This window comes from Agromyces aurantiacus, from assembly GCF_016907355.1.
Taxonomy (GTDB): domain Bacteria; phylum Actinomycetota; class Actinomycetes; order Actinomycetales; family Microbacteriaceae; genus Agromyces; species Agromyces aurantiacus.
In genome coordinates this window covers 2,740,100-2,761,681 of the sequence record NZ_JAFBBW010000001.1, presented here as the reverse complement: position 1 = coordinate 2,761,681, position 21,582 = coordinate 2,740,100, and the positions used below count along the sequence as shown (strand labels likewise).

The following is a 21,582-nucleotide window of genomic DNA, read 5'->3' as shown; positions in this document are numbered from 1 at the left end:
GGCCGTTCGCGTGCGCAGATGAGCAAATCCCGCCCGACCCCTTGTCGCGGCGGCACCCGTTGTGGTCGCATCTGACCCATGACCCGACACACGGCTCCCCACTCCGAACCCGCCCCCCGTTGGTGCTCGTGCGCCGTCCCGGATGACGCGTCCGAGCCCACCACGTCCGGCCTCAGCCGGCGCGGCCTGCTGGTCGGCGCGTCCGCGGCCTCCGTCCTCGCCGCCGCCGGCTGGCCCGGCGCCGCGCAGGCCGCGCCGCGCGACGGCTCGGTGACGATCACGATCATGGGCACGTCCGACCTGCACGCCAACGCCGTGAACTGGGACTACTACAAGGACGCGACCTACAGCGACAGCGCCGGCAACGCGATCGGCCTCGCGCGCGTCTCGAGCGTCGTGAAGCAGATCCGCGCCGATCGCGGGCGCGAGCACACCCTGCTGTTCGACGCGGGCGACACCATCCAGGGCTCGCCGCTGGGGTTCTACTACGCGCTCGTCGACCCCGTGACCGAGTCGGGCGCGGTCCACCCGATCGCGGCGCAGATGAACGCCATCGGCTACGACGCCGTGGCGCTCGGCAACCACGAGTTCAACTACGGGCTCGAGTTCCTCGACTACTGGATCTCGCAGATGGAGTGCCCGGTGCTCGCCGCGAACGCGGTCCACGCCGGCACCAAGGTGCCCGCGTACACGCCGTACACGATCACGAGCATGAAGGTGAAGGGGCGCCCGCCGATCCGCGTGGGCGTGCTCGGCCTCACCAACCCGGGCGTCGTGATCTGGGACAAGGCGAACGTGAGCGGGAAGATCGAGGTGCAGGACCTCGTCGAGGCCGCGGCGCGGTGGGTGCCGGTGATGCGCGACGCCGGTGCCGACGTCGTGGTCGTGAGCGCGCACTCGGGCGACAGCGGCCTCTCGTCGTACGGCGGCGACCTCCCCGTCGAGAACGCTGCCGCGCTCGTGGCCGAGCAGGTGCCCGGCATCGACGCGATCCTCTTCGGGCACGCCCACAAGGACATCCCGCAGCGCCTCGTCACCAACGCCGCGACGGGCCGCGAGGTGATCCTGAGCGAGCCGAAGAACTGGGGCCAGCGGCTCAGCATCTTCGACCTCGAACTCGAGTTCGTGCGCGGCAAGTGGAGCGTCGCGAAGCACTCGGCCACCACGGTCAACACGAACACGGTCGTCGACGATGCCGAGCTCGTCGCGGTCGTCCGCGCGCAGCACGAGGCGGTCGTGACCTACGTCAACACGCCCGTGGCGGTCTCGACCGAGGCGCTGTCGGCGGCCGAGGCGTGCTGGAAGGACACGGCGATCCTCGACTACGTCAACGCCGTGCAGACCTCCACGGTGGCGGCCGCGGTCGCGGGCACTCCCGAGGCCGCACTGCCGATCGTCTCGATCGCCGCGCCGTTCAACCGCGGGGCGACGTTCCCCGCCGGCGAGGTGACGATCCGGGATGTCGCGGGGCTCTACATCTACGACAACACGCTGATGGCCTCGATCCTCACGGGTGCGCAGATCAAGGACTACCTCGAGTACTCCGCGAAGTACTTCGTGAAGGTCGCCCCCGACGCCCCGGTCGCCCCCGCGACGTGGACGAACAACCTCAACACCCCCGACTACAACTACGACCAGTTCTCGGGGCTCGACTACGGCGTCGACATCTCGCAGGAGATCGGCTCGCGCATCGTGGGGCTCTCCTACAACGGGGCGCCCGTCACGGCCGGCCAGCAGTTCCTGGTCGCGGTCAACAACTACCGCCAGTCGGGCGGCGGCGGGTTCCCGCACATCGCGACCGCGCCGGTCGTCTACAACGCGCAGGTCGCGATCCGCGAGGCGATCATCTCCTACGCGTCGGCGGCGGGCACGATCGACCCGGCCGACTTCCACGTGGAGAACTGGCGGCTGGTGCGGAACGGCACGCCGGTCTTCTGATCGGGCTGGGCATCCCGTTGCGGCGGGGTCGGCTGCGGCCGGCCCCGCCGTGCCGCACCGTCTCGATAGGGTGAAGGCATGAGCCGCGACGGCGACGACGAAGACGAGGCCCTCCGCTGGGAGGGCGATGACGACGCGACGCTCGCGCCGGGGTGGAAGCGGGTCGGGAGCCCGGCCGCCGCTCCCTCGCCCGGTGCGGTCGAGGGCGCGGAAGGCGCGACGTCGGATGGCGCGACCGCCGTGTCGGCGATCGCGGAGGCCGGGGAGCCCGACGAGACCGCCGCGGCCCAGCCCGGCTCGGCCGAGCTGGTGCTCCTCGGCGTGTTCGGCGGGGTCTACCTGCTCTACACGCTCGGCTGGATCCTCAGCGTGCTGCGCGTGCAGAACGCCGCGCAGGATCCCGTCTCGCAGGTCATGTTCGCGCTCGGGCTGTGGCTCGCCGTGCTCGCGCCGGCGCTGTGGTTCGGGGTGACGTTCGCCCTGACCCGCGGGCGGACCAGGGCTCGGCTGATCTGGCTGCTGGTCGGCGCCGTCGTGCTGCTGCCCGTGGCGTTCGTGGCGGGGGTGACCGCATGACCGCCGCCGCGGCCGAGGCGGAGGCGCCGGTGCGCCGCACGCCGTTCTGGCTCGAGCTCACGCTCGCGATCGCGTTCGGACTGTTCTTCGCGTACGACGCGTGGGAGGCGGTGGGCAACCTCGTCGGCATGAGCCAGATCGCGTCGGCGCTCGACACGTCGATCACCGGGCTCGGCTGGGTCGTGCTCATCGTGTCGATCGTGCTGCCCGTCGGCCTGTTCGCGGTCGCGTTCCTGCTCGGGCGGCGCCGGACGGCGCTCGTGCAGGCCGTGCTGTACCTGACCGGGCTCGCGGTGTCGGCGGCGCTGTACCTCGACATCCTGCTCATGTTCGGCCCGGGGGCACTGCTCTCCTGAGCGCGACACCATGACGCGGCTGCTCAGCTGCGCACGTCACACGATTCGGGCGACCCGGCACGGCTGAAGTAGGCTGGCCGCGTCATCCGCGCCCCGACGACGCCGGCGCGACGTTCCGCGGTGCATCAAGGCCGCATCTCCCAACCGCAGTGAGGATCCGTCCGTGTCGAAGCCGGTCGTGCTGATCGCCGAAGAACTCTCGCCCGCCACCGTCGACGCCCTCGGGCCCGACTTCGAGATCCGCAACGTCGACGGCACCGACCGCCCGGCGCTGCTCGCGGCCCTCGCCGACGCCAACGCGATCCTCGTGCGCTCGGCCACGAAGGTCGACGCCGAGGCGATCGCCGCCGCGCCGAAGCTCCAGGTCATCGCGCGCGCGGGCGTCGGCCTCGACAACGTCGACATCAAGGCGGCGACGACGGCCGGCGTGATGGTCGTGAATGCACCGACCTCCAACATCATCTCGGCTGCCGAGCTCACGGTCGGCCACATCCTGAGCCTCGCCCGGCACATCCCGGCCGCGCACGCCGCGCTGGCCAAGGGGGAGTGGAAGCGGTCGGCCTACACGGGCACCGAGCTCTACGAGAAGACCGTCGGCATCATCGGCCTCGGCCGCATCGGCGCCCTCATCGCCGCGCGCCTGCAGGCGTTCGGCGTCGAGGTCATCGCGTACGACCCGTACATCACGGCCGCGCGGGCCCAGCAGCTCGGGGTGCAGACCGTCACGCTCGACGAGCTGCTCGAGCGCAGCGACTTCATCACGATCCACATGCCGAAGACGCCCGAGACCACGGGCATGATCGCGGCCGAGCAGCTCGCGAAGATGAAGCCGACGGCGTACATCGTGAACGTCGCGCGCGGCGGGCTCATCGACGAGGCGGCGCTGCACGACGCGCTCGTCGCGAAGACCATCGCGGGCGCCGGGCTCGACGTGTTCGTGCAGGAGCCGCCGAAGGAGTCGCCGCTGCTCGCGCTGCCGAACGTCATCGTCACGCCGCACCTCGGTGCGTCGACCGACGAGGCGCAGGAGAAGGCGGGGATCTCGGTCGCCAAGTCGGTGCGCCTCGCGCTCGCGGGCGAGCTGGTGCCCGACGCCGTCAACGTCGCGGGCGGCGTCATCGACCCGTACGTGCGCCCCGGCATCCCGCTCGTCGAGAAGCTCGGCCAGCTCTTCGCCGGCCTCGCGCACGGCCCGCTCACGAGCCTCGACGTCGAGGTGCACGGCGAGCTCGTCGACTACGACGTCAGCGTGCTGAAGCTCGCGGCGCTCAAGGGCGTGTTCACGAACGTCGTGAGCGAGACGGTGTCGTACGTCAACGCGCCGCTCCTCGCCGAGCAGCGCGGCATCGCGGTGCGGCTCATCACCGACGCCGAGAGCCCCGAGTACCGCAACGTGATCACGCTGCGCGGCGCGCTCGCCGACGGCACGCAGGTCTCGGTGTCGGGCACGCTGACCGGGCCCAAGCAGATCGAGAAGCTCGTCGGCATCAACGGGTACGAGATCGAGGTGCCGATCGCCGATCACCACATCGTGATGATCTACACCGACCGGCCCGGCATCGTCGCCGTCTACGGCGGAGCGTTCGGCGAGGCGGGCATCAACATCGCCGGCATGCAGATCGCGCGCCGCGAGGCCGGCGGCCAGGCACTGTCGGTGCTCACCGTCGACTCGCCGGTGCCGGCCGAGGTGCTCGAGCGCGTGCGCAGCGCGATCGACGCCGACGTGTTCGTCGAGATCGACATCACCGAGTCGTAGGCGAACCCGCCGCGAGGCGCTCGAGCAGCGCGACGAGCGCGTCGAGCTCGGCGGGCGGCGGTGCGTCGACGCCGAGCTCGGGGTCCTGCCCGTGCAGGGCGGAGTCGTAGTACAGGCCGTCGCCGATGAGCGTGATCGCGAGGGCGACGGTGGGATCGGGCACGTGCCGGCGCACCGCGGCGAGCCAGCGCTGCCGCACCGATCGGATGGTCTGCGCCGCCGAGTCGTGCCCGGCCTGCGCGAGCCGGGTCGCGGCGACCCCGGCGCGATCGAGCGGACCGCCGACGGTGACCGACGATCGCACGTAGTAGGCGACCGCGCCCTCGGGTGCGCGCTCGAGCACCGCGATGTCCTCGTCGACGAGGCGCGCGAACCGCTCGAGCACGCCCTCGACGAGCGCTTCGCGGTTGGCGAAGTGGTACAGCAGGCCGCCCTTGGAGACTCCGGCCGCCTTCGCGGTGGCGTCGAGCGTGGCCGCACGCTCCCCGGCTTCGATGAGGATGCGCTCGAACGCGTCGAGGACGGCATCGCGGGCGGCGGGTGGGCGGCTCATGGGTCCGATCGTAGCGAGGAGGGCGTCGGCTTCATCTGATACTCTACCGTCCAGACGGTACAGTTATAGGAACCCCGAGATGATCGACGAGACGACCACCACCGCCACGCTTCCCGCACGGACGGATGCCACGGCATCCGCCCCCGCCCATGCCGACCCCGGCCGGGCACGCGCGCCGCGCCGCCAGTGGTTCGCGCTCGCGGTGCTCATGCTCCCGGTGCTGCTCGTCTCGGTCGACAACACCGTGCTGAGCTTCGCGCTGCCCGAGATCGCGCGCGACCTCGCGCCGACCGCCGCGCAGCAGCTCTGGATGGTCGACGCCTACCCGCTCGTGCTCGCGGCCCTGCTCGTCGCGATGGGCAGCGCGGGCGATCGGTTCGGCCGGCGCCGGATGCTCCTGATCGGCTCGATCGGCTTCGCGCTCGTCTCGGTCGCGGCGGCGTTCGCGCCGACCGCCGAGGCGCTCATCGCGGCGCGCGCCGCGCTCGGCTTCTTCGGCGCCATGCTCATGCCCTCGACGCTGTCCCTGCTGCGTTCGGTCTTCGCCGACCGCGAGCAGCGCCGCGTGGCGATCGCCATCTGGGCCTCGGGATTCGCCGCGGGCAGCGCGCTCGGCCCGATCGTCGGCGGGATCCTGCTCGAGCACTTCGGCTGGGGCTCGGTGTTCCTGCTCGCGGTGCCGGTGCTCGTCCCGCTCGTGATCCTGCTGCCGCTGCTCGTCCCCGAGAGCCGCGATCCCGCGCCGGGGCCGATCGACGTGCTGAGCATCATCCTGTCGCTCGCCGCGATGGGGGGCACGGTCTACGGCATCAAGCACCTCGCGACCGAGGGCGTCGACGCGATCGGCGTGGCCGCAGTGCTCATCGGCCCGGTGCTCGGCGCCTGGTTCGTGCGCCGCCAGCTGCGCGCCGAGACGCCCATGCTCGACATGCGGCTCTTCCGCACCGGCTCGTTCGGCGGCGGCGTGCTGGTGAACCTGCTCAGCGTCATCGCGCTGGTCGGGTTCCTCTTCTTCGTGTCGCAGCATCTGCAGCTCATCGCCGGGCTCTCGCCGGTCGAGGCCGCGCTCGCGCTCACGCCCGGGCTGGTCACCATGATCGCCGCCGGGCTCGCGGTCGTGCCGCTCGGACGTCGCATCCGGCCGCGTGTCCTCGTGCCCTCGGCCCTCGCGATCTCGGCCGCGGGCTACCTCGTGGTGGCGCTGTTCACCGACGCCGGCATCGCCGGCCTCGTGGTCGCGTTCGTGCTGCTCGGGCTCGGCATCGGCGTCGCCGAGACGGTCTCGAACGAGCTCATCCTCTCGAGCGCGCCGCCCGCCAAGGCCGGCGCGGCCTCGGCGGTGTCCGAGACCGCGTACGAGCTGGGCGCGGTGCTCGGCACGGCCCTGCTCGGCAGCATCCTCGCGGCCTGGTACCGGTCGGCGATCGAGCTGCCGGCCTCGCTCACCGCGGGCGAGGCGGATGCCGCGCGCGAGACGCTCGCGGGCGCCGTGAACGTCGCGGAGACGCTGGCTCCGGGCGACGCGGCCGCCCTGGTCGCCTCGGCCGCGCACGCCTTCGACGGCGGGGTCGTGGTGACGGCACTCATCGGCGTCGGGCTCATGCTCGCCGCCGCCGTCGTGGCCGCACTCACCCTGGACGAGCCGAAGGGCGCCGCCTCGCACTGAGGCGGCGCCCTTCGGGGCCGGTCGGCGGCGTGCCGCCGACGATCAGATCGTGGTCGAGTCGTCGGTGCGCGACGTCTCGTTGCGCGTGATGCGCTCGCCCGTGGCCGGGTCGACGGTCGTGCGCGACGTGGTGACGGCGCTGCGGCGACGCGCGATCAGGATGATGCCGAGCACGATCACGACCGCACCGGCGGCCATCAGGATGTAGCCGACCATCTGCAGGTTGATCCAGTCCACCGCCACGTTGAGCGCGAACGCGAGCACGGCGCCGATGGCGAAGAGGACGATTCCGAGACCGAGACTCATGGATGGTGCCTTTCACTCGGGCGGCGGGGGAGCGCCGCGGGACGAGGGCAGGCGAGGCACCCGCCCCCTTGAGGCCGAGTGTAGTGAGCGGTCCCCTCCGCGGACAGTACGCTGGGAGGGCTGGCGGACGAAGGAGTGTTCATGGTATCGACGGTCAAGCTCGCGGTCATCCCGGGGGATGGGATCGGGCCCGAGGTCGTGGGCGAGGCGCTCAAGGCGCTCGACGCCGCGACCGCCGGCACCGAGGTCGCGTTCGAGCGCACGCACTTCTCGCTCGGCGCCGCCCGCTACCTCGAGACCGGCGACGTGCTGACCGACGACGACCTCGACGCGATCAAGGGCCACGACGCGATCCTGCTCGGCGCCGTCGGCGGCGTGCCCGGCGACCCGCGCCTCGCGGGTGCCAACATCGAGCGCGGGCTGCTGCTGAAGCTGCGCTTCGAGCTCGACCACTACGTCAACCTGCGCCCGAGCGTGCTCTACCCGGGCGTCGCGAGCCCGCTCGCGAACCCGGGCGACGTCGACTTCGTCGTGGTCCGCGAGGGCACCGAGGGGCCCTACGTCGGCAACGGCGGCGCGATCCGCGTCGGCACGCCCGCCGAGGTGGCCAACGAGGTCTCGGTGAACACCGCGTACGGGGTCGAGCGCGTCGTGCGCTACGCGTTCGCCGCGGCATCCGCTCGACCGAAGAGGCGGCTCACGCTCGTGCACAAGACCAACGTGCTGGTGTTCGCCGGTTCGCTGTGGAAGCGGCAGGTCGACGCCGTCGCCGCCGAGTTCCCGGATGTCGCGGTCGACTACCTCCACGTCGACGCGGCGACGATCTTCCTCGTCACGGATCCTGCTAGATTCGACGTCATCGTCACGGACAACCTCTTCGGCGACATCCTCACGGACCTGGCCGGCGCGATCAGCGGCGGCATCGGCCTCGCGGCCTCGGGCAACATCAACCCCGACGGCCGGTTCCCGAGCATGTTCGAGCCGGTGCACGGTTCCGCGCCCGACATCGCCGGGACGGGCATCGCCGACCCGACCGCCGCGATCCTCTCGGTCGCCCTGCTGCTCGACCACCTCGGTCACGCGGGGCCCGCCGACCGGGTCCGACAGGCGGTCGCCGCCGACATCGCCGACCGCGGCGACGCTCGGCGCTCGACCTCCGAGATCGGCGACGCGATCGCCGCACGCATCGGCGCCCCCGTCGGCGCCCACTGACTTCCGCTCCCGAAGGAGGAACACCTTGACCACGTCGAACCTCACCCTCAAGTCGCCCTCGCCCGCCGGTCTCGTCTGGCAGGTCACCCGCAACGAGTCCGCGAAGTCCGACGCCGAGCGCGACGCGATCCTCGCCGACCCCGGGTTCGGCAACCACTTCACCGACCACATGGTCGACATCTGCTGGTCGGAGAAGGGCGGATGGCACCGCCCCCGCGTCTCTCCCTACGGCCCGATCCAGCTCGACCCGGCCGCGGCCGTGCTCCACTACGCGCAGGAGATCTTCGAGGGCCTGAAGGCGTACCGGTACGCCGACGGGTCGATCCGCACGTTCCGCCCGTACGAGAACGCGGCGCGCATGCAGCGTTCGGCCCGCCGGATGGCGCTGCCCGAGCTTCCGGTCGAGTACTTCATCGATTCGCTCAAGCAGCTCGTGGCGATCGACGCCGACTGGGTGCCGAGCGCGCCCGAGACGAGCCTGTACCTGCGCCCGTTCATGTTCGCGAAGGAGGCGTTCCTCGGCGTGCGCCCCGCGAAGAAGGTCGCGTACTACCTGATCGCGAGCCCGGCCGCGGCGTACTTCCCCGGCGGTGTGCAGCCCGTGAACATCTGGCTCTCGACCCAGTACGCGCGGGCCGGCAAGGGCGGCACGGGCGCGGCCAAGACGGGCGGCAACTACGCGTCGAGCCTGCTCCCGCAAGCCGAGGCGTACGAGAAGGGCTGCCAGCAGGTGCTCTTCCTCGACGAGGGGAAGTACCTCGAGGAGCTCGGCGGCATGAACGTCGTGCTCGTCACGAAGGACGGCACGCTCATCACGCCCGAGTCCGACTCGATCCTCGAGGGCATCACGCGCGACTCGATCCTGCGCCTCGCGGCCGACCGCGGGCACCAGGTCGAGCAGCGGCGCGTGACGCTCGACGAGTGGCGCGAGGGCGCGGCATCCGGCGACATCGTGGGCGCGTTCGCGTGCGGCACGGCCGCGGTGGTCGTGCCGATCGGGCGCCTGCTCGGCGAGGACTTCGAGATCGTGCACTCGGGCTCGCAGGCGGAGGAGCTCGCCCTGTCGCTGCGCGAGGAGCTCACGGGCATCCAGTACGGCCGCGTCGAGGACCGGCACGGCTGGATGGTGCGCCTCGACGCCTGACGTCGGGTACGGATGCGGGTGCCCCTGCGGGCGCCCGCATCCGCTCGTCCGGCGGCGCCGGCGGCGCCGCCCCGTAGGCTGGCGTCATGAAGGTCGCGCGCTTCGCCCACGGTGAGTCCATCTCGTTCGGCATCGTCGACGAGGAGGAGCACGAGCTCGTCGTGCTGAAGTCCGACCCGCTCTTCGCCGGCTACGACACGACCGGCGAGCGCGTGCCGTTCGGCGAGGCACGGCTGCTCGCGCCCGTGATCCCGCGGTCGAAGGTCGTCGCGGTCGGCAAGAACTACCGCGAGCACGCGGAGGAGATGGGCGGCGAGGCGCCCGCCGAGCCGCTGCTGTTCCTGAAGCCCAACACGTCGGTCATCGGCCCGGGCGACGCCGTCGTGCTGCCGCCCGAGAGCGAGCAGGTCGAGCACGAGGGCGAGCTGGCGGTCGTCATCGGTCGCGTCGCGCGCCGCGTGAGCGAGGCCGACGCGGCATCCGTGATCTTCGGCTACACCATCGCGAACGACGTGACCGCACGCGACCTCCAGCGTCGCGACGGGCAGTGGACGCGCGCGAAGGGCTTCGACACGTTCTGCCCGCTCGGGCCGGTCATCGCGACCGAGCTCGACCTCGAGCACGGCGTGATCGAGACGAGCGTGAACGGCGAGCGCCGCCAGCACGGGCGCTTCGCCGACATGGTGCACTCGGTGCCCGCCATCGTCGCCTACGCGTCGAACGTGTTCACGCTGCTGCCCGGCGACGTGATCCTCACGGGCACGCCCGCCGGCGTCGGCCCGATCGTCGACGGCGATCGCGTCGAGGTGACGGTGTCGGGACTCGGCACGCTCGCGAACCCGGTGCGCGTCGCGCCGTGACCGCCAGCGCGGCGGTCGTCAGGCGGCCGGTTCGCGCAAGCCGGCCGAGATGAGCTCGGCGAGCTCGGGGAGCCGGGAGCGCTCCGCGACATCCGGCACCTCGGATCCGGCGTCGTCGTCGGGCGCCGGCATGCTGATGATCGCGACCCACGCCGAGGCCGCCGCGCGCAGCCGCCGGGCGGCGATCGGATGGACGAGGCTCGCCCCGAGCACGCGTTCGACGACGCCCTCGAGCTGGGTGCGGTACTCCCGCAATCGCGTCCGGACCTCGGGATGGGTTCGCTGCTCGCGCCAGACGATGACGCGCCGCACGTCGGTGGCCTCCTGGAGTTCGTGCAGCCGGCGCGTCACGTTCAGCAGGGCGCGCGCCGGGTCGCCGAGTGCGACGAGCGAGGTCGTGTCGATCGGGTCGAGGTCGAGCCGTTCGCCGATGAGCGCGCGCAGGAGGTCGGTCTTGGCGGGGAAGTGGTAGAAGAGGAGGCCCTTCGGCACCTCGGCGGCGTGTGCGATCGCGGAGGTCGGGGTCGCGTCGTAGCCGCGCTCGGCGAAGAGCCGCTCGGCCGCGTCGAGGATCCGCGTGCGAGTGGGGTGGGGGGTGTGCGTCATCGTCGGCTCAGGGGTCGTTCCGGGGGTCGTCGTCTGATGGGAACCGCGTCAGGTCGCGGCGGGCGGGGGCGCCGGCCGGTACCGTCGCCCCCGCCTCGGTCGTCCGTCGATCAATGCGGGACGGTGCGGTCGTGCATCTGCATCGCCGGCCGGATGGCGAGCGCCGCGACGATCGCCGCGACCGCGCCGCCGATCCACGAGATCCAAGCGGTGGGCCCCAGCTCGTAGGCGTAGCCGCCGATCCACGGGGCGATGAACAGCAGCACGCCGAGGCCGAGTTGCACGTACTCGGTCGCGACCAGGCCGGGCATGGCGAGGTTCACGAGCCCCGAGGCGACCAGCAGGACGCCGAGCACGAGCATCCAGACCAGAGATGCGCCTTCGCGCTCGAGGAAGATGCCCGAGAGTGCGACGACGAGGCCGACCGCGACGGCGACCCAGTCCTCCCAGCGTGTCCATCGACTCATCCGAATCACCCCTCCTTCGAACAGGTGGTGGCTCCCGATCGGGGGTCGATCCGACGCTACGACCGACTGACCGCCCGGTCAAGAATGGGCGGGACGAACGGCTTCGTCAGCGCCCGAGCGCCCGCGCGGCACGGTCGACGTCCTCAGGATCGTTCCAGAGGTGGAACGCGACGCGGGCGCGGCCCGCCCGGCCCGACGCGGTGATGCCCGCGGCCGTGAGCGCGGCGAGGTCGCACCCTTCGGGGTCGGGCCAGGAGACGATCGCGCTCGCGGCCGCCGGCAGCCCGATCCGCTCGCGGAAGGCGTCGGCGAGGGCGAGGTCGTGCGTCCGGACGGACGGCATGTCGAGGCTCGCCGCCACATCGAGCGCGGCCTCGGCGCCCGCCCACGCGTGCCACGCGGGGGAGACGTCGAACCGGCGCGCACCGGCGGCCAGGTGCAACCCGGGTCCGTAGCAGGAGACCCACGGATCCTCGCCGGAGTACCATCCGGCCGTCAGCGGCATGATCTCGGCGATCGCCCGATCGCTCACGGCCAGGAACGCGGCGCCGCGCGGTGCCGACAGCCACTTGTACGCGTGGCATACGACGAGGTCGGCGTCGAGGTCGTCGGTCGGCATCCATCCGGTGGCCTGCGTGGTGTCGACGAGCACGAGGGCGCCGGCGTCCCGGGCGGCGGCGATGACGGATGCCGCGTCCGCGACCTCGCCCGTCGCGGACTGCACGAGCGAGAACGCCACGAGCCAGGTGCTCGGGCCGATCGCGTCCGCGAGCGCGTCGAGCGGTGCGTGCCGGACCCGCAGGTCGCCGCGCGCGAGGAACGGCGCGACGACCGAGCTGAAATCGCCGTCGACGCACACGACCTCGGCGCCGCGTGGCGCCGACGCGGCGGCGAGCGCGACGAACGGCGAGACCTGCGAGCCGACGGCGACGCGGTCGGCCGTCGTGCCGAGCAGCGCGGCGGCGTGCGCGCGTGCGCGCTCGACCACCGCGGTGTAGTCCGCCGCCGAGGCCCGCCCGGTGCGCCAGCGCTCGAGGTCGCGCTCGACCGCCTCGATCGTCGCGGTCGCCGGCAGGCCGAGCGTGCACGCGGCGAGGTAGCCGCGGCCGGCGGTGAAGCGCGGGTGTGCGGCGGATCGGACGTCGAGGCCGGAGGAGTCGGTGCGAGGCATGCCGACAGCCTGCGCCCGTCCATCCGATTCGTACAGGCCCAGTGATGCATCCGATGCATAAGCACCGCTTATCCTGCTGTCATGACCGACCTCGACGCCGCGAGCCTGCTCGTGCTGCGCGCCATCGCCGACCACGGCACGATCACCTCGGCCGCCGCGGCCCTCGGGTTCAGCCAGCCCGCGCTCAGCCAGCAGGTACGACGCGCCGAGGCGCGCGCCGGCATGGCGCTCGTCGAACGCACCGGGCGGGGCATCCGGCTGACCGCCGCAGGCCGGCTTCTGGCACGGCACGGCGCGGCCGTCGCCACGGCCCTCGAGGCCGCGACGGGCGAGCTGGCCGCGCTTCGCGGACTCCGCTCCGGTCGGGTCCGCCTCATGGCGTTCCCGTCGGCGTCGCCCACGATCGTGCCCGCGTTCATGGCCGAGATGGCCGCCCGCCACCCCGGCGTGCAGGTCAGCTTCGTCGAGGCCGAGCCGCCCGAGGCCGTCGCCGCGGTGCGCGAGGACCGCGCGGATGTCGCGCTCACGTTCTCGTACCCGGGCGACCGCAGCGACCCGCACCGCGAGAGCGCGCGCGGACTCGAGGTGACCACCATCGGCAGCGATCCGATGCACGTCGTGATCCCGGCGCACCATCCGCTCGCCCGGAACGACGCGGTCGACCTCGCCGACCTCGCCGACGAGCGCTGGATCGCCGGCTGCCCCCGCTGCCGCGGCCACCTGCTCGAACTCTGCGACGTGGCCGGCTTCGCGCCGCGGATCGCGGTCGAGACCGACAACTTCGTCGCGGTCGAGGAGCTCGTCGCGAGCGGGCTCGGCGTCGCGGTGCTCCCCGCGCTCGCGGTGCAGTCGGCGGGAGTGCGCCCGGGCGTGGCCGTGCGGGCCACCGCGAACGACGACCGCCGCACGCTGCACCTCGTGACGGCGAAGGGCGGCACGGGGGTGCCCGCCGTGGCGGTGGCCGCCGACCTGCTCGCCCGCCTCGTCGGCCGTCGAGGCGACCCGGCCACGGGCCTTAACATTGACAGCGATGCCTGACACGATCCACCCCACGACCACCGCCACCGGCCGCGACATCCGCGTGCGCTTCTGCCCGTCGCCGACCGGCACGCCGCACGTCGGCCTCGTGCGCACCGCCCTCTTCAACTGGGCGTACGCGCGGCACACCGGTGGCACCTTCGTCTTCCGCATCGAGGACACCGACGCGGCTCGCGACAGCGAGGAGAGCTACGAGCAGATCATCGACGCGCTCACCTGGCTCGGGCTCGACTGGGACGAGGGCATCGACGTCGGCGGCCCGCACGCGCCGTACCGCCAGTCGCTGCGCGGCGAGATCTACACGACCGTCATCGAGCGACTGAAGGCATCGGGCCACGTCTACGAGAGCTACTCGACGGCCGAGGAGATCGACGCGCGCAACGAGGCCGCGGGTCGCCCGAAGCAGTTCGGTTACGACAACTTCGACCGCGACCTCACCGAGGAGCAGCGCGCGGCCTTCCGCGCCGAGGGCCGCGTGCCGGCGCTGCGACTGCGCGTGCCCGACGTCGACCTCGGCTTCGACGATCTCGTGCGCGGCCGCATCGACTTCCCGGCCGGCTCGACCACCGACTTCGTGGTCGTCCGCCCCAACGGAGCGCCCCTCTACACGCTCGTCAACCCCGTCGACGACGCGCTCATGGGCATCACCGACGTGCTGCGCGGCGAGGACCTGCTCAGCTCGACGCCGCGGCAGATCGCCCTCTACCACGCCCTCATCGACATCGGGCTCACCACCTTCGTGCCGCGCTTCGGCCACCTGCCCTACGTCATGGGCGAGGGCAACAAGAAGCTCTCCAAGCGCGACCCCGAGTCGAATCTCTTCCACCACCGCGACCGCGGGTTCATCCCCGAGGGCCTCGTCAACTACCTCGCACTGCTCGGCTGGGGCTTCTCGGCCGACCGCGACGTGTTCAGCCGCGACGAGCTCGTCGAGGCGTTCGACGTCGCGAACGTGAACCCCAACCCCGCCCGCTTCGACCTGAAGAAGGCCGAGGCGATCAACGGCGACCACCTCCGCCGGCTCGACGTCGCCGACTTCGCGCAGCGGACCGTGCCCTACCTGCAGTCCGCGGGCGTCGTCGACACCCCGATCACGCCCGCCCAGGAGGCGGTGCTCGCCGAGGCCGCACCGCTCGTCCAGGAGCGCATCGGGCTGCTCGGCGAGGCGCCGACGATGCTCGGCTTCCTGTTCACGGATGCCGCGGGGCTCGAGTACGAGGAGGCCGCCGTCGGGTCGCTGCCCGCCGACGCGCCGGCGGTGCTCACGGCCGCGCGCGAGGCGCTCGAGCGGATCCCGGGGGAGGCGTGGTCGCACGCCGAGATCGAGGAAGCCCTGCGCGACGCGATCGTCGACGGGCTCGGGCTGAAGCCGCGCGTGGCCTTCGGGCCGCTCCGAGTCGCCGTCTCCGGGCGACGGGTCTCGCCGCCGCTCTTCGAGTCGATGCAGATCCTCGGCCGCGTCGACACGCTCGACCGCGTCGACCGGCTCGCGGCCCTCCTCGGCTGACGCGCCCGGGCGGCCGCGCCGTTTTGGCGAGGGTCGGGCCCGTAGGCTAGAGTTACATGTCGGCCCGGGAACTTCGGTTCGGGGCCATTGGGGTATGGTGTAATTGGCAACACGGCTGATTCTGGTTCAGTTGTTCTTGGTTCGAGTCCAGGTACCCCAGCTGTGACGGGCCGCGGAATCCGCGGCCCTTCTTCGTTTGCGTCTCCCTCTTGCTTCAGACGCCGAGGTCGAAGCCGTCCCCGGCGTCGAACTCGCCGGACGGGCGCGCGTTGGCGGTGTCATCGGGGGGACGGCTCCAGGTGGCCGCTGCACGCCGCGGGCACGCAGCACGTGCTGAAGAGGCGCTGACACGCCTCGCCGAGACGCCACAAGAGGGGATGTTCCAGTAGCGCGGCAGGCGGCCGGCACCGTTCCCCCCGCGATCAGGCGGCGGCAGCCTCCTCGTCGACACCGAGGAGTCGCATGCTGTCCTGCCAGAGCCGGTCGAGTTGCCCCGGGTCATTGAAGAGCTTCGCGAACAACACCATGCCCTCGATCTGCGCGACGATCGACTTCGCGCTCTCACGCGGAGTCGCGACGGTCACTTCCTCGGCTTCGATGGCCCCTCGAATCGCATCCTCCACGATGTCGATCTGTTCCTCGAAGATCTCCTGGAGCCGAATCCGCAGGGGGTCGTCCTGGGCGCTGACCTCGAGGGCGAGATTCCCGAAGAGGCACCCCACGACGGCGCCTGTGCCGTTGACGGCCTGCCGCTGCACCTCTGCCGTCGAGACGAACAGCGCACGAAGGCGATCGGCGAGCGAGTCCGGCGCGGTCAGGATCCGCAGCCATTCGGCCCGCTGGTGCTCCCAGTGGCGGTTCACGACCGCCATCGCCAGGGCCTGCTTCGACGGGAAGAAGTAGTAGAAGCTGCCCTTCGGAACTTCGGCTTCTGCGGCGATCTCGGCCACCCCGATCGCGGCGTACGCGCGCTGACCGAACAGCTTGGTACCCGCCGCGAGAATCCGGTCGCCGGCATCTGATCTGCGTCCCATGGTTTGCAATTATACGACCGGTCGGCTATAACTGTCCACGTCGATAGTTGACCGACCATCTAGTTAGGAATGGAAACCATGGAAACACGTAAGGTCGCCGTCATCACGGGAGGCTCGCAGGGCATCGGCCGGGGACTGGTGGAGGCCTACCGGCGCCTCGGCTATGCGGTCGTCGCGAACTCGCGCAGCATCGCGGCATCCGACGAGGACGGTCTCATCACGGTCGCGGGGGACATCTCCGATCCGGCCGTCGCCGAGACCGTCATCAGCACGGCGGTCGACTCGTTCGGCCGCGTCGACACGCTCGTCAACAACGCCGGCATCTTCATCGCCAAGCCCTTCCTCGAGTACACGCAGGACGACTACGCCGAGGCGCTCCGCACCAACCTCGGCGGCTTCTTCCATGTCACTCAGAGGGCCGTCGCACAGATGTCGGCGCAGGGCTCAGGCCACGTCGTGAACGTGACGACCACCCTCGTGGAGAACGCCATCTCCAGTGTCCCGTCCGCTCTCGCCTCCCTCACGAAGGGCGGCACGTCGGCGGTCGTCAAGTCGCTCGCCATCGAGTATGCGGGCCGCGGCATCCGGTTCAACGCCGTCTCCCCGGGAATCATCAAGACGCCCCTGCACTCCGTCGACGCACACCCCACGTACGCCGGGCTGCACCCGGTCGGACGGATGGGCACGATCGACGAGGTCGTCCACGGCGTGCTCTACCTCGAGCAGGCGCACTTCGTCACCGGAGAGTTCCTCCACGTCGACGGCGGACAGAGCGCCGGTCACTGACCACCGAGGCGGGGGCGGTGACGAGCACCGCCGCCGCCCCCACCCCGGGAAAGGAACAGCAGCACATGTCCACAATCGAAACGATCGACGCCGTCGAACAGGACCGGCTCACCACCGCCACGCTCCAGGCGTGGGCGGACGGCATCCGGGCACATGAGCCTGAGCACGTGGCGTCCGTCTTCACGGAGGACGCCGTCTTCCAGGGTTTCGACCCCGTCCACGTCGTCGGCCGCGCCGGCATCGCCGCGTACTACGCCAAGCAGCCGATCGGTCTCAGCGCGGCCTTCCACGTCGATGAACGACGTCGGATCGCCGCCGGAGCGGTCCTCGTGTACGCCCGTGTCGATTTCAGCCCACCGGATGCCGCAGTGATTCCGGTTCACCTCACCGCGTTGCTGCAACTGACGGCCGGTGCCTGGCTCATCAGCCACTACCACGTCTCGAAGATCGAGCGACCCGCCGGGCCCGTCACCCCTGCGGATCACGACGCCTGAGCGCCGGCGATCGCCGAGGGGCTGCCGGTCGCGACCGACAGTCCCTCGATCACGGCGGTCTGCACGTCGATCGCCCCCCGAAGGCGCTTGCCCGCCATGTCGTCGTGCCGATGGGCGCGTCGATCGACGCGGTGATGGGGATTCAGCGCTGCGCCACCGGATCGTCCGTCGGCAGTCCGAAGCGCGCCAGGAACTGCGCGGCACGGTCCGCATCGCCGTGGACCTCGATCGTTCCCCTCGCCCTGGCGGCCGCCAGGGTCTCATCGTGGAACATCACCGACCGCAGGCTCGACTCGTCTCCGATCAGGACGAGGTCGGGATCGGGACCGCTTGCTCGGGCCACGGCGATCTCGCTCGAGCCGACCTCGGCGTCGAACGCGTCATGGCCGAGCCTCAGCCGCACGCGTCCGGTGAAGGCGGCGTCGGCCGATGCGACGAACAGCGCCTTCAGCGCCAGCGCGAACGCGTCGTCGCTCATCCGCGTGCCGGGCTCGACCGGCGTGCGAGCGCCCCACCGCGACATGGCGATGAGCACCGGCTCGAGGGCCTGCCCTGCGGGAGTCAGCTCGTACGCCTTCGTGCTCGCGGGCGGCCCGAGCGTCGTCCGCCGGACCACGTCGGCCGCCTCGAGGTCGCGCAGCCGCTGGCTGAGCACGTTCTGGCTGATGCCGTTCAGGCCGTTGCGCAGGTCGGTGAAGCGCTTCGGGCCGAACACGAGTTCGCGCACCACCAGGAGCGCCCATCGCTCGCCGATGACATCCAGTGACCTTGCGATCCCGCACGCATCAGCGAACTTCCTCGAACTCATGGGAATAGAGTACCGCCTTCGCACAGTTGAGTCCTGTATCAGGATGAACTAGTCCTAGAACAGGAGTGAATCCCATGGAACTCAAGCTCGAAGTCGCCCTCCTCCCCGTCGCCGACGTCGATCGGACCCTCGACTTCTACCGTCGCCTGGATTTCCGGCTCGACGCCGATCTCATCGTCGACGATTCCTACCGGGTCGTGCAGCTGACTCCGCCGGGGTCGACTGCGTCGATCATCTTCGGCACGGGTGTCACCACCTCGCCCGCGGGATCGAACGATGGCCTGCTGCTCGCCGTCTGGGACATCGAGGAGACGCGAGCCGAGATCGCGGCCCGTGGGATCGAGATCTCCGAGGTCTTCCACGAGGCCGAGGCCTTCATCCACCCGGGTACGGAGCGCCGCATCGCCGGCCCGCACCCCGAGCGGGCCGACTACGGCTCCTACGCCACCTTCGCGGACCCCGACGGGAACCTCTGGATCCTCCAGGAGATCAAGAAGCGTCTCCCCGGTCGCTGATCGGAACGGAACGGAAGGCAGACGGAGCCATGAACGACGACATCACCTACGACGCCATCCTCGCCCTGCTCACCGGAGCGGCCGCGGCGCACGGCGTCTACGAAGCGGAAGAACTCGACGGCGCCTACGACGACGGGTGGCCCCAGTGGTACGCGGCACACATGACCGTGGCGCTCGCAGCCCAGGGCTACCGCATCGTCGACGGCCAAGTCTGACGCCGACACGAAACGAGGAGCAGTGATCAGCATGGACACCACACTCATCGAGGAATACGACCTCGTCGTCCTCGGCGGCGGTGCGGTCGGCGAGAACATCGCCGACCGGGCCGTCCGGGGCGGTCTCACCGCCGTCATCGTCGAACACGAGCTGCTCGGCGGCGAATGCTCGTACTGGGCGTGCATGCCCTCGAAGGCGCTGCTCCGCTCTCCGGCCGCGCTCCGCGCGGCGCGCAACGTGGCGGGCGCCGCCGAGGCCGTCACCGGCGACCTCGACGTCGCGGCGGTGCTCGCACGCCGCGACCGGTTCACGTCGAACTGGTCCGATGACGGCCAGGTCGCCTGGGCCCGTGGGGCCGGTATCGACCTCATCCGAGGGCACGGCCGCCTGAGCGGCATCCGCGAGGTCACCGTGCGCACCGCCGACGGCTCGACCCTCGTCCTCACCGCGCGGCACGCCGTCGCGATCGCGACCGGATCCGACGCCGCCATCCCGGATATCGATGGCCTGCGCGAGGCGAAGCCGTGGACCAGCAGGGACGCGACCAGCGTCCGCGAAGTGCCGGGGAGCCTGGCCATCATCGGCGGCGGCGTGGTCGCGGCCGAGATGGCGACCGCCTTCGCGGCGTTCGGCACGCAGGTCACGGTCATCGCACGCGGCGACCTCCTGTCCGGCGCAGAGCCGTTCGCCCGCGAGCGGGTCGCCGACTCGCTCCGCTCACAGGGCGTCGAGCTGCTGCTGCACACCGACACGGCGCGGGTCCTGCACGGCGAACACGGGGTGACCGTCGAGACGGTGACCGGCGACGCCGTCGGCGCCGAGCGCGTGCTCGTCGCCACCGGCCGCACGCCTCGGTCGACCGACATCGGCCTCGAAACCGTCGGGCTGACCCCGGGCGTGTGGATCGACACCGACGACACCCTCCGGGTCCCCGGCTTCGACTGGCTGTACGCCGTCGGCGACGTCAACGGCCGCGCGCTGCTCACCCACCAGGGCAAGTACCAGGCCCGCGCGACCGGCGACGTGATCGCCGCGCGGGCCAACGGCACCACCGTGTCGGATGCCGCGTGGGGAGCCCATGTCGCGACCGCCGACCACGCAGCGGTACCCCAGGTCGCCTTCACCGATCCCGAAGTGGCATCCGTGGGCCTGACGCTCGCCGCGGCCGAGGCCGCCGGGTACCGGGCTCGCGCAGTGGACTACGAGCTCGGCTGGGTCGCGGGCGCGAGCCTGCACGCCGACGACTACCGCGGGCAGGCCCGCATGGTCGTCGATGAGGACCGCTCCGTGATCATCGGCGCCACCTTCGTGGGCCCCGACGTGGCCGAACTGCTCCACGCCGCCACCACCGCGATCGTCGGCGAGGTGCCGCTCGACCGCCTCTGGCACGCGGTCCCCGCATATCCGACGGTCAGCGAGATCTGGCTGCGGCTGCTCGAGACGTACGGGCGGGACAGCGCCGCGCGACCCGACTGGATCGAGAGGGGATCGGACCTGCACCCGATCGCCGCCTGATCCACCGACATCCGCATCACCGAGGAACCACCGAAGAACAGGAAACGAACATGAACACCGCATTCACCGGCTCCGTCGTCCCCGAAGGACCGGGAGCCGTCACCGGCGCCCCCGACCTCCCCGCCGGATTCGCCGACACCTACACGAGCCGGATCATCGACACCGGCGACGTCCGGCTCCATGCCGTGATCGGCGGCCGGGGCCCGGCCCTGCTGCTCATCCACGGATGGCCGGAGACCTGGTACGCCTGGCGCCTGCTGATGCCCGAGCTCGCGAAGGACTTCACCGTCATCGCGGTCGACCAGCGCGGGGCGGGCCTCTCCGACAAGCCGGAATCGGGATACGACACCGGCACGGTCGCACGCGACCTGATCGGCCTGATGGACGCGCTCGGCCACGAGCGCTTCGCGGTCGTGGGACATGACACGGGCTTCGCCGTGGGCTACGCCCTCGCCGCCGACCACGCCGACCGGGTGACGCGCGTCGCGCTCGCCGAGATCCCCGCGCCCCCCGGTGCGACCCCGGCGCCGCCCCTGTTCCTTCCCCGACCGCTCAACGAGAAGCTCTGGCACATCCCGTTCAACCGCGCGGCCGGGCTCCCCGAGCAGCTCATCGCCGGCCGGGAGGACGTCTACTTCGGCTACGAGTTCGCCATCCAGGGCGGCGGCGTGACGCAGGAGACCATCGACTACTACATCGGCCTGGTCTCCGACCCGGTGTCGCTCACCGGAAGCCTCGGCTTCTACCGGGCCTTCGACGAGACGCTCGCGCAGAACGCCGAGCGCGCCCAGCGCAAGCTCACGGTGCCGGTCCTCGCGATCGGCGGCGAGCGCAGCTACGGCCCCCACGTCGAGGAGAACATGCACGGCCTCGCCGAGGACGTGACCGGTCTCGTCGTCGAGGGTGCGGGTCACTGGGTGGCCGAGGAGGCGCCGGAGCAGATGCTCGACGCGCTCCGCGAATTCCTCGTTCCCGAGTTCGCGGCGTCCGCCGTCCGCTGAACGGCCCAGATGCCCGCCGCCCGCCGCGCCGTTCGGCCGGCGTGCGGCGGGCCCGAA

At 71.5% G+C, this 21,582-nt stretch carries 23 protein-coding genes and 1 tRNA gene; 17 read left to right on the top strand and 7 right to left on the bottom strand.

Annotated elements, in window-relative coordinates; genetic code table 11:
* Positions 1 to 78: 78 nt before the first annotated feature.
* The 4 genes from JOD46_RS13060 (at position 79) to serA (ending at position 4,626) form a co-directional block, all read left to right on the top strand.
* Positions 79 to 1,938, top strand: coding sequence for a bifunctional metallophosphatase/5'-nucleotidase (locus tag JOD46_RS13060; RefSeq protein ID WP_204394968.1), 1,860 nt, complete (start codon positions 79 to 81; stop codon positions 1,936 to 1,938).
* 78 nt (positions 1,939 to 2,016) lie between these two features.
* Positions 2,017 to 2,514, top strand: a complete 498-nt coding sequence (locus JOD46_RS13055) for a DNA polymerase III subunit gamma/tau (RefSeq protein ID WP_204394967.1) — start codon at positions 2,017 to 2,019, stop codon at positions 2,512 to 2,514.
* Positions 2,511 to 2,870, top strand: a complete 360-nt coding sequence (locus tag JOD46_RS13050; protein WP_204394966.1) for a hypothetical protein — start codon at positions 2,511 to 2,513, stop codon at positions 2,868 to 2,870. Before JOD46_RS13055 ends, JOD46_RS13050 begins: the two co-directional genes overlap by 4 nt.
* A gap of 163 nt (positions 2,871 to 3,033) precedes the next feature.
* Entirely contained in the window at positions 3,034 to 4,626 is a 1,593-nt protein-coding gene (serA, locus tag JOD46_RS13045) for a phosphoglycerate dehydrogenase (protein ID WP_204394965.1), read from the top strand.
* Here serA and JOD46_RS18820 read toward each other — a convergent pair.
* A complete protein-coding gene (locus JOD46_RS18820) occupies positions 4,613 to 5,179 on the bottom strand; it encodes a TetR/AcrR family transcriptional regulator (RefSeq protein WP_204394964.1) in 567 nt (188 codons plus the stop codon). The genes serA and JOD46_RS18820 overlap by 14 nt on opposite strands.
* A 79-nt stretch (positions 5,180 to 5,258) precedes the next feature.
* Here JOD46_RS18820 and JOD46_RS13035 point away from each other — a divergent pair, with 79 nt between their 5' ends.
* Positions 5,259 to 6,845: an MFS transporter gene (locus JOD46_RS13035; RefSeq protein ID WP_204394963.1), complete on the top strand. Its 1,587-nt coding sequence runs from the start codon at positions 5,259 to 5,261 to the stop codon at positions 6,843 to 6,845.
* A 42-nt stretch (positions 6,846 to 6,887) separates the two neighbouring features.
* Here JOD46_RS13035 and JOD46_RS13030 read toward each other — a convergent pair whose 3' ends face one another.
* Positions 6,888 to 7,151: a DUF6458 family protein gene (locus JOD46_RS13030; RefSeq protein WP_204394962.1), complete on the bottom strand. Its 264-nt coding sequence runs from the start codon at positions 7,149 to 7,151 to the stop codon at positions 6,888 to 6,890.
* Between the two features lie 141 nt (positions 7,152 to 7,292).
* On the opposite strand from JOD46_RS13030, the gene JOD46_RS13025 reads away from it, so the two are divergent.
* From JOD46_RS13025 to JOD46_RS13015, 3 genes are all read left to right on the top strand, one after another.
* Positions 7,293 to 8,363 (top strand): 3-isopropylmalate dehydrogenase, encoded by a 1,071-nt coding sequence (locus JOD46_RS13025; RefSeq protein ID WP_204394961.1) that lies wholly within the window; start codon positions 7,293 to 7,295, stop codon positions 8,361 to 8,363.
* Between the two features lie 25 nt (positions 8,364 to 8,388).
* A complete protein-coding gene (locus JOD46_RS13020; RefSeq protein WP_204394960.1) occupies positions 8,389 to 9,507 on the top strand; it encodes a branched-chain amino acid aminotransferase in 1,119 nt (372 codons plus the stop codon).
* Positions 9,508 to 9,593: 86 nt separating this feature from the next.
* Entirely contained in the window at positions 9,594 to 10,367 is a 774-nt protein-coding gene (locus JOD46_RS13015) for a fumarylacetoacetate hydrolase family protein (RefSeq protein WP_204394959.1), read from the top strand.
* An 18-nt stretch (positions 10,368 to 10,385) separates the two neighbouring features.
* Here JOD46_RS13015 and JOD46_RS13010 read toward each other — a convergent pair whose 3' ends face one another.
* The 3 genes from JOD46_RS13010 to JOD46_RS13000 form a co-directional block, all read right to left on the bottom strand.
* Positions 10,386 to 10,973 (bottom strand): TetR/AcrR family transcriptional regulator, encoded by a 588-nt coding sequence (locus tag JOD46_RS13010; protein ID WP_204394958.1) that lies wholly within the window; start codon positions 10,971 to 10,973, stop codon positions 10,386 to 10,388.
* 110 nt (positions 10,974 to 11,083) lie between these two features.
* Positions 11,084 to 11,440 carry an SPW repeat domain-containing protein gene (locus JOD46_RS13005; protein WP_204394957.1) on the bottom strand — a complete coding sequence of 119 codons (357 nt, stop codon included), beginning with the start codon at positions 11,438 to 11,440 and terminating at the stop codon, positions 11,084 to 11,086.
* Positions 11,441 to 11,546: 106 nt separating this feature from the next.
* Positions 11,547 to 12,611: an aminotransferase class V-fold PLP-dependent enzyme gene (locus tag JOD46_RS13000; RefSeq protein ID WP_204394956.1), complete on the bottom strand. Its 1,065-nt coding sequence runs from the start codon at positions 12,609 to 12,611 to the stop codon at positions 11,547 to 11,549.
* Positions 12,612 to 12,692: 81 nt separating this feature from the next.
* Between JOD46_RS13000 and JOD46_RS12995 the strand changes: the two genes are divergently transcribed.
* The 3 genes from JOD46_RS12995 (at position 12,693) to JOD46_RS12985 (ending at position 15,316) form a co-directional block, all read left to right on the top strand.
* Positions 12,693 to 13,649: a LysR family transcriptional regulator gene (locus tag JOD46_RS12995; RefSeq protein WP_204394955.1), complete on the top strand. Its 957-nt coding sequence runs from the start codon at positions 12,693 to 12,695 to the stop codon at positions 13,647 to 13,649.
* Positions 13,642 to 15,156: a glutamate--tRNA ligase gene (gltX, locus tag JOD46_RS12990; RefSeq protein WP_204394954.1), complete on the top strand. Its 1,515-nt coding sequence runs from the start codon at positions 13,642 to 13,644 to the stop codon at positions 15,154 to 15,156. The genes JOD46_RS12995 and gltX overlap by 8 nt, the downstream gene beginning before the upstream one ends.
* Positions 15,157 to 15,244: 88 nt before the next feature.
* A tRNA-Gln gene (locus JOD46_RS12985) sits at positions 15,245 to 15,316 on the top strand.
* 262 nt (positions 15,317 to 15,578) lie between these two features.
* On the opposite strand, the gene JOD46_RS12980 is transcribed toward JOD46_RS12985, so the two are convergent.
* Positions 15,579 to 16,190 (bottom strand): TetR/AcrR family transcriptional regulator, encoded by a 612-nt coding sequence (locus JOD46_RS12980; RefSeq protein ID WP_204394953.1) that lies wholly within the window; start codon positions 16,188 to 16,190, stop codon positions 15,579 to 15,581.
* A gap of 78 nt (positions 16,191 to 16,268) precedes the next feature.
* On the opposite strand from JOD46_RS12980, the gene JOD46_RS12975 reads away from it, so the two are divergent.
* Both JOD46_RS12975 and JOD46_RS12970 read left to right on the top strand, forming a co-directional pair.
* Positions 16,269 to 16,976 (top strand): SDR family NAD(P)-dependent oxidoreductase, encoded by a 708-nt coding sequence (locus tag JOD46_RS12975; RefSeq protein ID WP_204394952.1) that lies wholly within the window; start codon positions 16,269 to 16,271, stop codon positions 16,974 to 16,976.
* A gap of 17 nt (positions 16,977 to 16,993) precedes the next feature.
* Positions 16,994 to 17,470 carry a YybH family protein gene (locus JOD46_RS12970; RefSeq protein WP_204394951.1) on the top strand — a complete coding sequence of 159 codons (477 nt, stop codon included), beginning with the start codon at positions 16,994 to 16,996 and terminating at the stop codon, positions 17,468 to 17,470.
* Positions 17,471 to 17,612: 142 nt separating this feature from the next.
* On the opposite strand, the gene JOD46_RS12965 is transcribed toward JOD46_RS12970, so the two are convergent.
* A complete protein-coding gene (locus JOD46_RS12965; protein ID WP_204394950.1) occupies positions 17,613 to 18,278 on the bottom strand; it encodes a winged helix-turn-helix transcriptional regulator in 666 nt (221 codons plus the stop codon).
* A 74-nt stretch (positions 18,279 to 18,352) separates the two neighbouring features.
* On the opposite strand from JOD46_RS12965, the gene JOD46_RS12960 reads away from it, so the two are divergent.
* The 4 genes from JOD46_RS12960 to JOD46_RS12945 are packed head-to-tail and all read left to right on the top strand — an operon-like array spanning position 18,353 to position 21,525.
* The gene (locus JOD46_RS12960) at positions 18,353 to 18,793 is read left to right on the top strand and encodes a VOC family protein (protein ID WP_204394949.1); all 441 of its coding nucleotides are present in this window, start codon (positions 18,353 to 18,355) and stop codon (positions 18,791 to 18,793) included.
* Positions 18,794 to 18,822: 29 nt separating this feature from the next.
* Positions 18,823 to 19,008, top strand: a complete 186-nt coding sequence (locus JOD46_RS12955; RefSeq protein WP_204394948.1) for a hypothetical protein — start codon at positions 18,823 to 18,825, stop codon at positions 19,006 to 19,008.
* 31 nt (positions 19,009 to 19,039) lie between these two features.
* Entirely contained in the window at positions 19,040 to 20,524 is a 1,485-nt protein-coding gene (locus JOD46_RS12950; protein ID WP_204394947.1) for a dihydrolipoyl dehydrogenase family protein, read from the top strand.
* A 50-nt stretch (positions 20,525 to 20,574) separates the two neighbouring features.
* Positions 20,575 to 21,525 carry an alpha/beta fold hydrolase gene (locus JOD46_RS12945; RefSeq protein WP_204394946.1) on the top strand — a complete coding sequence of 317 codons (951 nt, stop codon included), beginning with the start codon at positions 20,575 to 20,577 and terminating at the stop codon, positions 21,523 to 21,525.
* The last annotated feature ends 57 nt before the right edge of the window (positions 21,526 to 21,582 follow it).

Coding starts and splice junctions, on each gene's coding strand:
- JOD46_RS13060 (WP_204394968.1), top strand. CDS start 79: ATGACCCGACACACGGCTCCCCACTCCGAACCCGCCCCCCGTTGGTGC.
- JOD46_RS13055 (WP_204394967.1), top strand. CDS start 2,017: ATGAGCCGCGACGGCGACGACGAAGACGAGGCCCTCCGCTGGGAGGGC.
- JOD46_RS13050 (WP_204394966.1), top strand. CDS start 2,511: ATGACCGCCGCCGCGGCCGAGGCGGAGGCGCCGGTGCGCCGCACGCCG.
- JOD46_RS18820 (WP_204394964.1), bottom strand. CDS start 5,179: ATGAGCCGCCCACCCGCCGCCCGCGATGCCGTCCTCGACGCGTTCGAG.
- JOD46_RS13035 (WP_204394963.1), top strand. CDS start 5,259: ATGATCGACGAGACGACCACCACCGCCACGCTTCCCGCACGGACGGAT.
- JOD46_RS13030 (WP_204394962.1), bottom strand. CDS start 7,151: ATGAGTCTCGGTCTCGGAATCGTCCTCTTCGCCATCGGCGCCGTGCTC.
- JOD46_RS13025 (WP_204394961.1), top strand. CDS start 7,293: ATGGTATCGACGGTCAAGCTCGCGGTCATCCCGGGGGATGGGATCGGG.
- JOD46_RS13015 (WP_204394959.1), top strand. CDS start 9,594: ATGAAGGTCGCGCGCTTCGCCCACGGTGAGTCCATCTCGTTCGGCATC.
- JOD46_RS13010 (WP_204394958.1), bottom strand. CDS start 10,973: ATGACGCACACCCCCCACCCCACTCGCACGCGGATCCTCGACGCGGCC.
- JOD46_RS13005 (WP_204394957.1), bottom strand. CDS start 11,440: ATGAGTCGATGGACACGCTGGGAGGACTGGGTCGCCGTCGCGGTCGGC.
- JOD46_RS13000 (WP_204394956.1), bottom strand. CDS start 12,611: ATGCCTCGCACCGACTCCTCCGGCCTCGACGTCCGATCCGCCGCACAC.
- JOD46_RS12995 (WP_204394955.1), top strand. CDS start 12,693: ATGACCGACCTCGACGCCGCGAGCCTGCTCGTGCTGCGCGCCATCGCC.
- gltX (WP_204394954.1), top strand. CDS start 13,642: ATGCCTGACACGATCCACCCCACGACCACCGCCACCGGCCGCGACATC.
- JOD46_RS12980 (WP_204394953.1), bottom strand. CDS start 16,190: ATGGGACGCAGATCAGATGCCGGCGACCGGATTCTCGCGGCGGGTACC.
- JOD46_RS12975 (WP_204394952.1), top strand. CDS start 16,269: ATGGAAACACGTAAGGTCGCCGTCATCACGGGAGGCTCGCAGGGCATC.
- JOD46_RS12965 (WP_204394950.1), bottom strand. CDS start 18,278: ATGAGTTCGAGGAAGTTCGCTGATGCGTGCGGGATCGCAAGGTCACTG.
- JOD46_RS12960 (WP_204394949.1), top strand. CDS start 18,353: ATGGAACTCAAGCTCGAAGTCGCCCTCCTCCCCGTCGCCGACGTCGAT.
- JOD46_RS12955 (WP_204394948.1), top strand. CDS start 18,823: ATGAACGACGACATCACCTACGACGCCATCCTCGCCCTGCTCACCGGA.
- JOD46_RS12950 (WP_204394947.1), top strand. CDS start 19,040: ATGGACACCACACTCATCGAGGAATACGACCTCGTCGTCCTCGGCGGC.
- JOD46_RS12945 (WP_204394946.1), top strand. CDS start 20,575: ATGAACACCGCATTCACCGGCTCCGTCGTCCCCGAAGGACCGGGAGCC.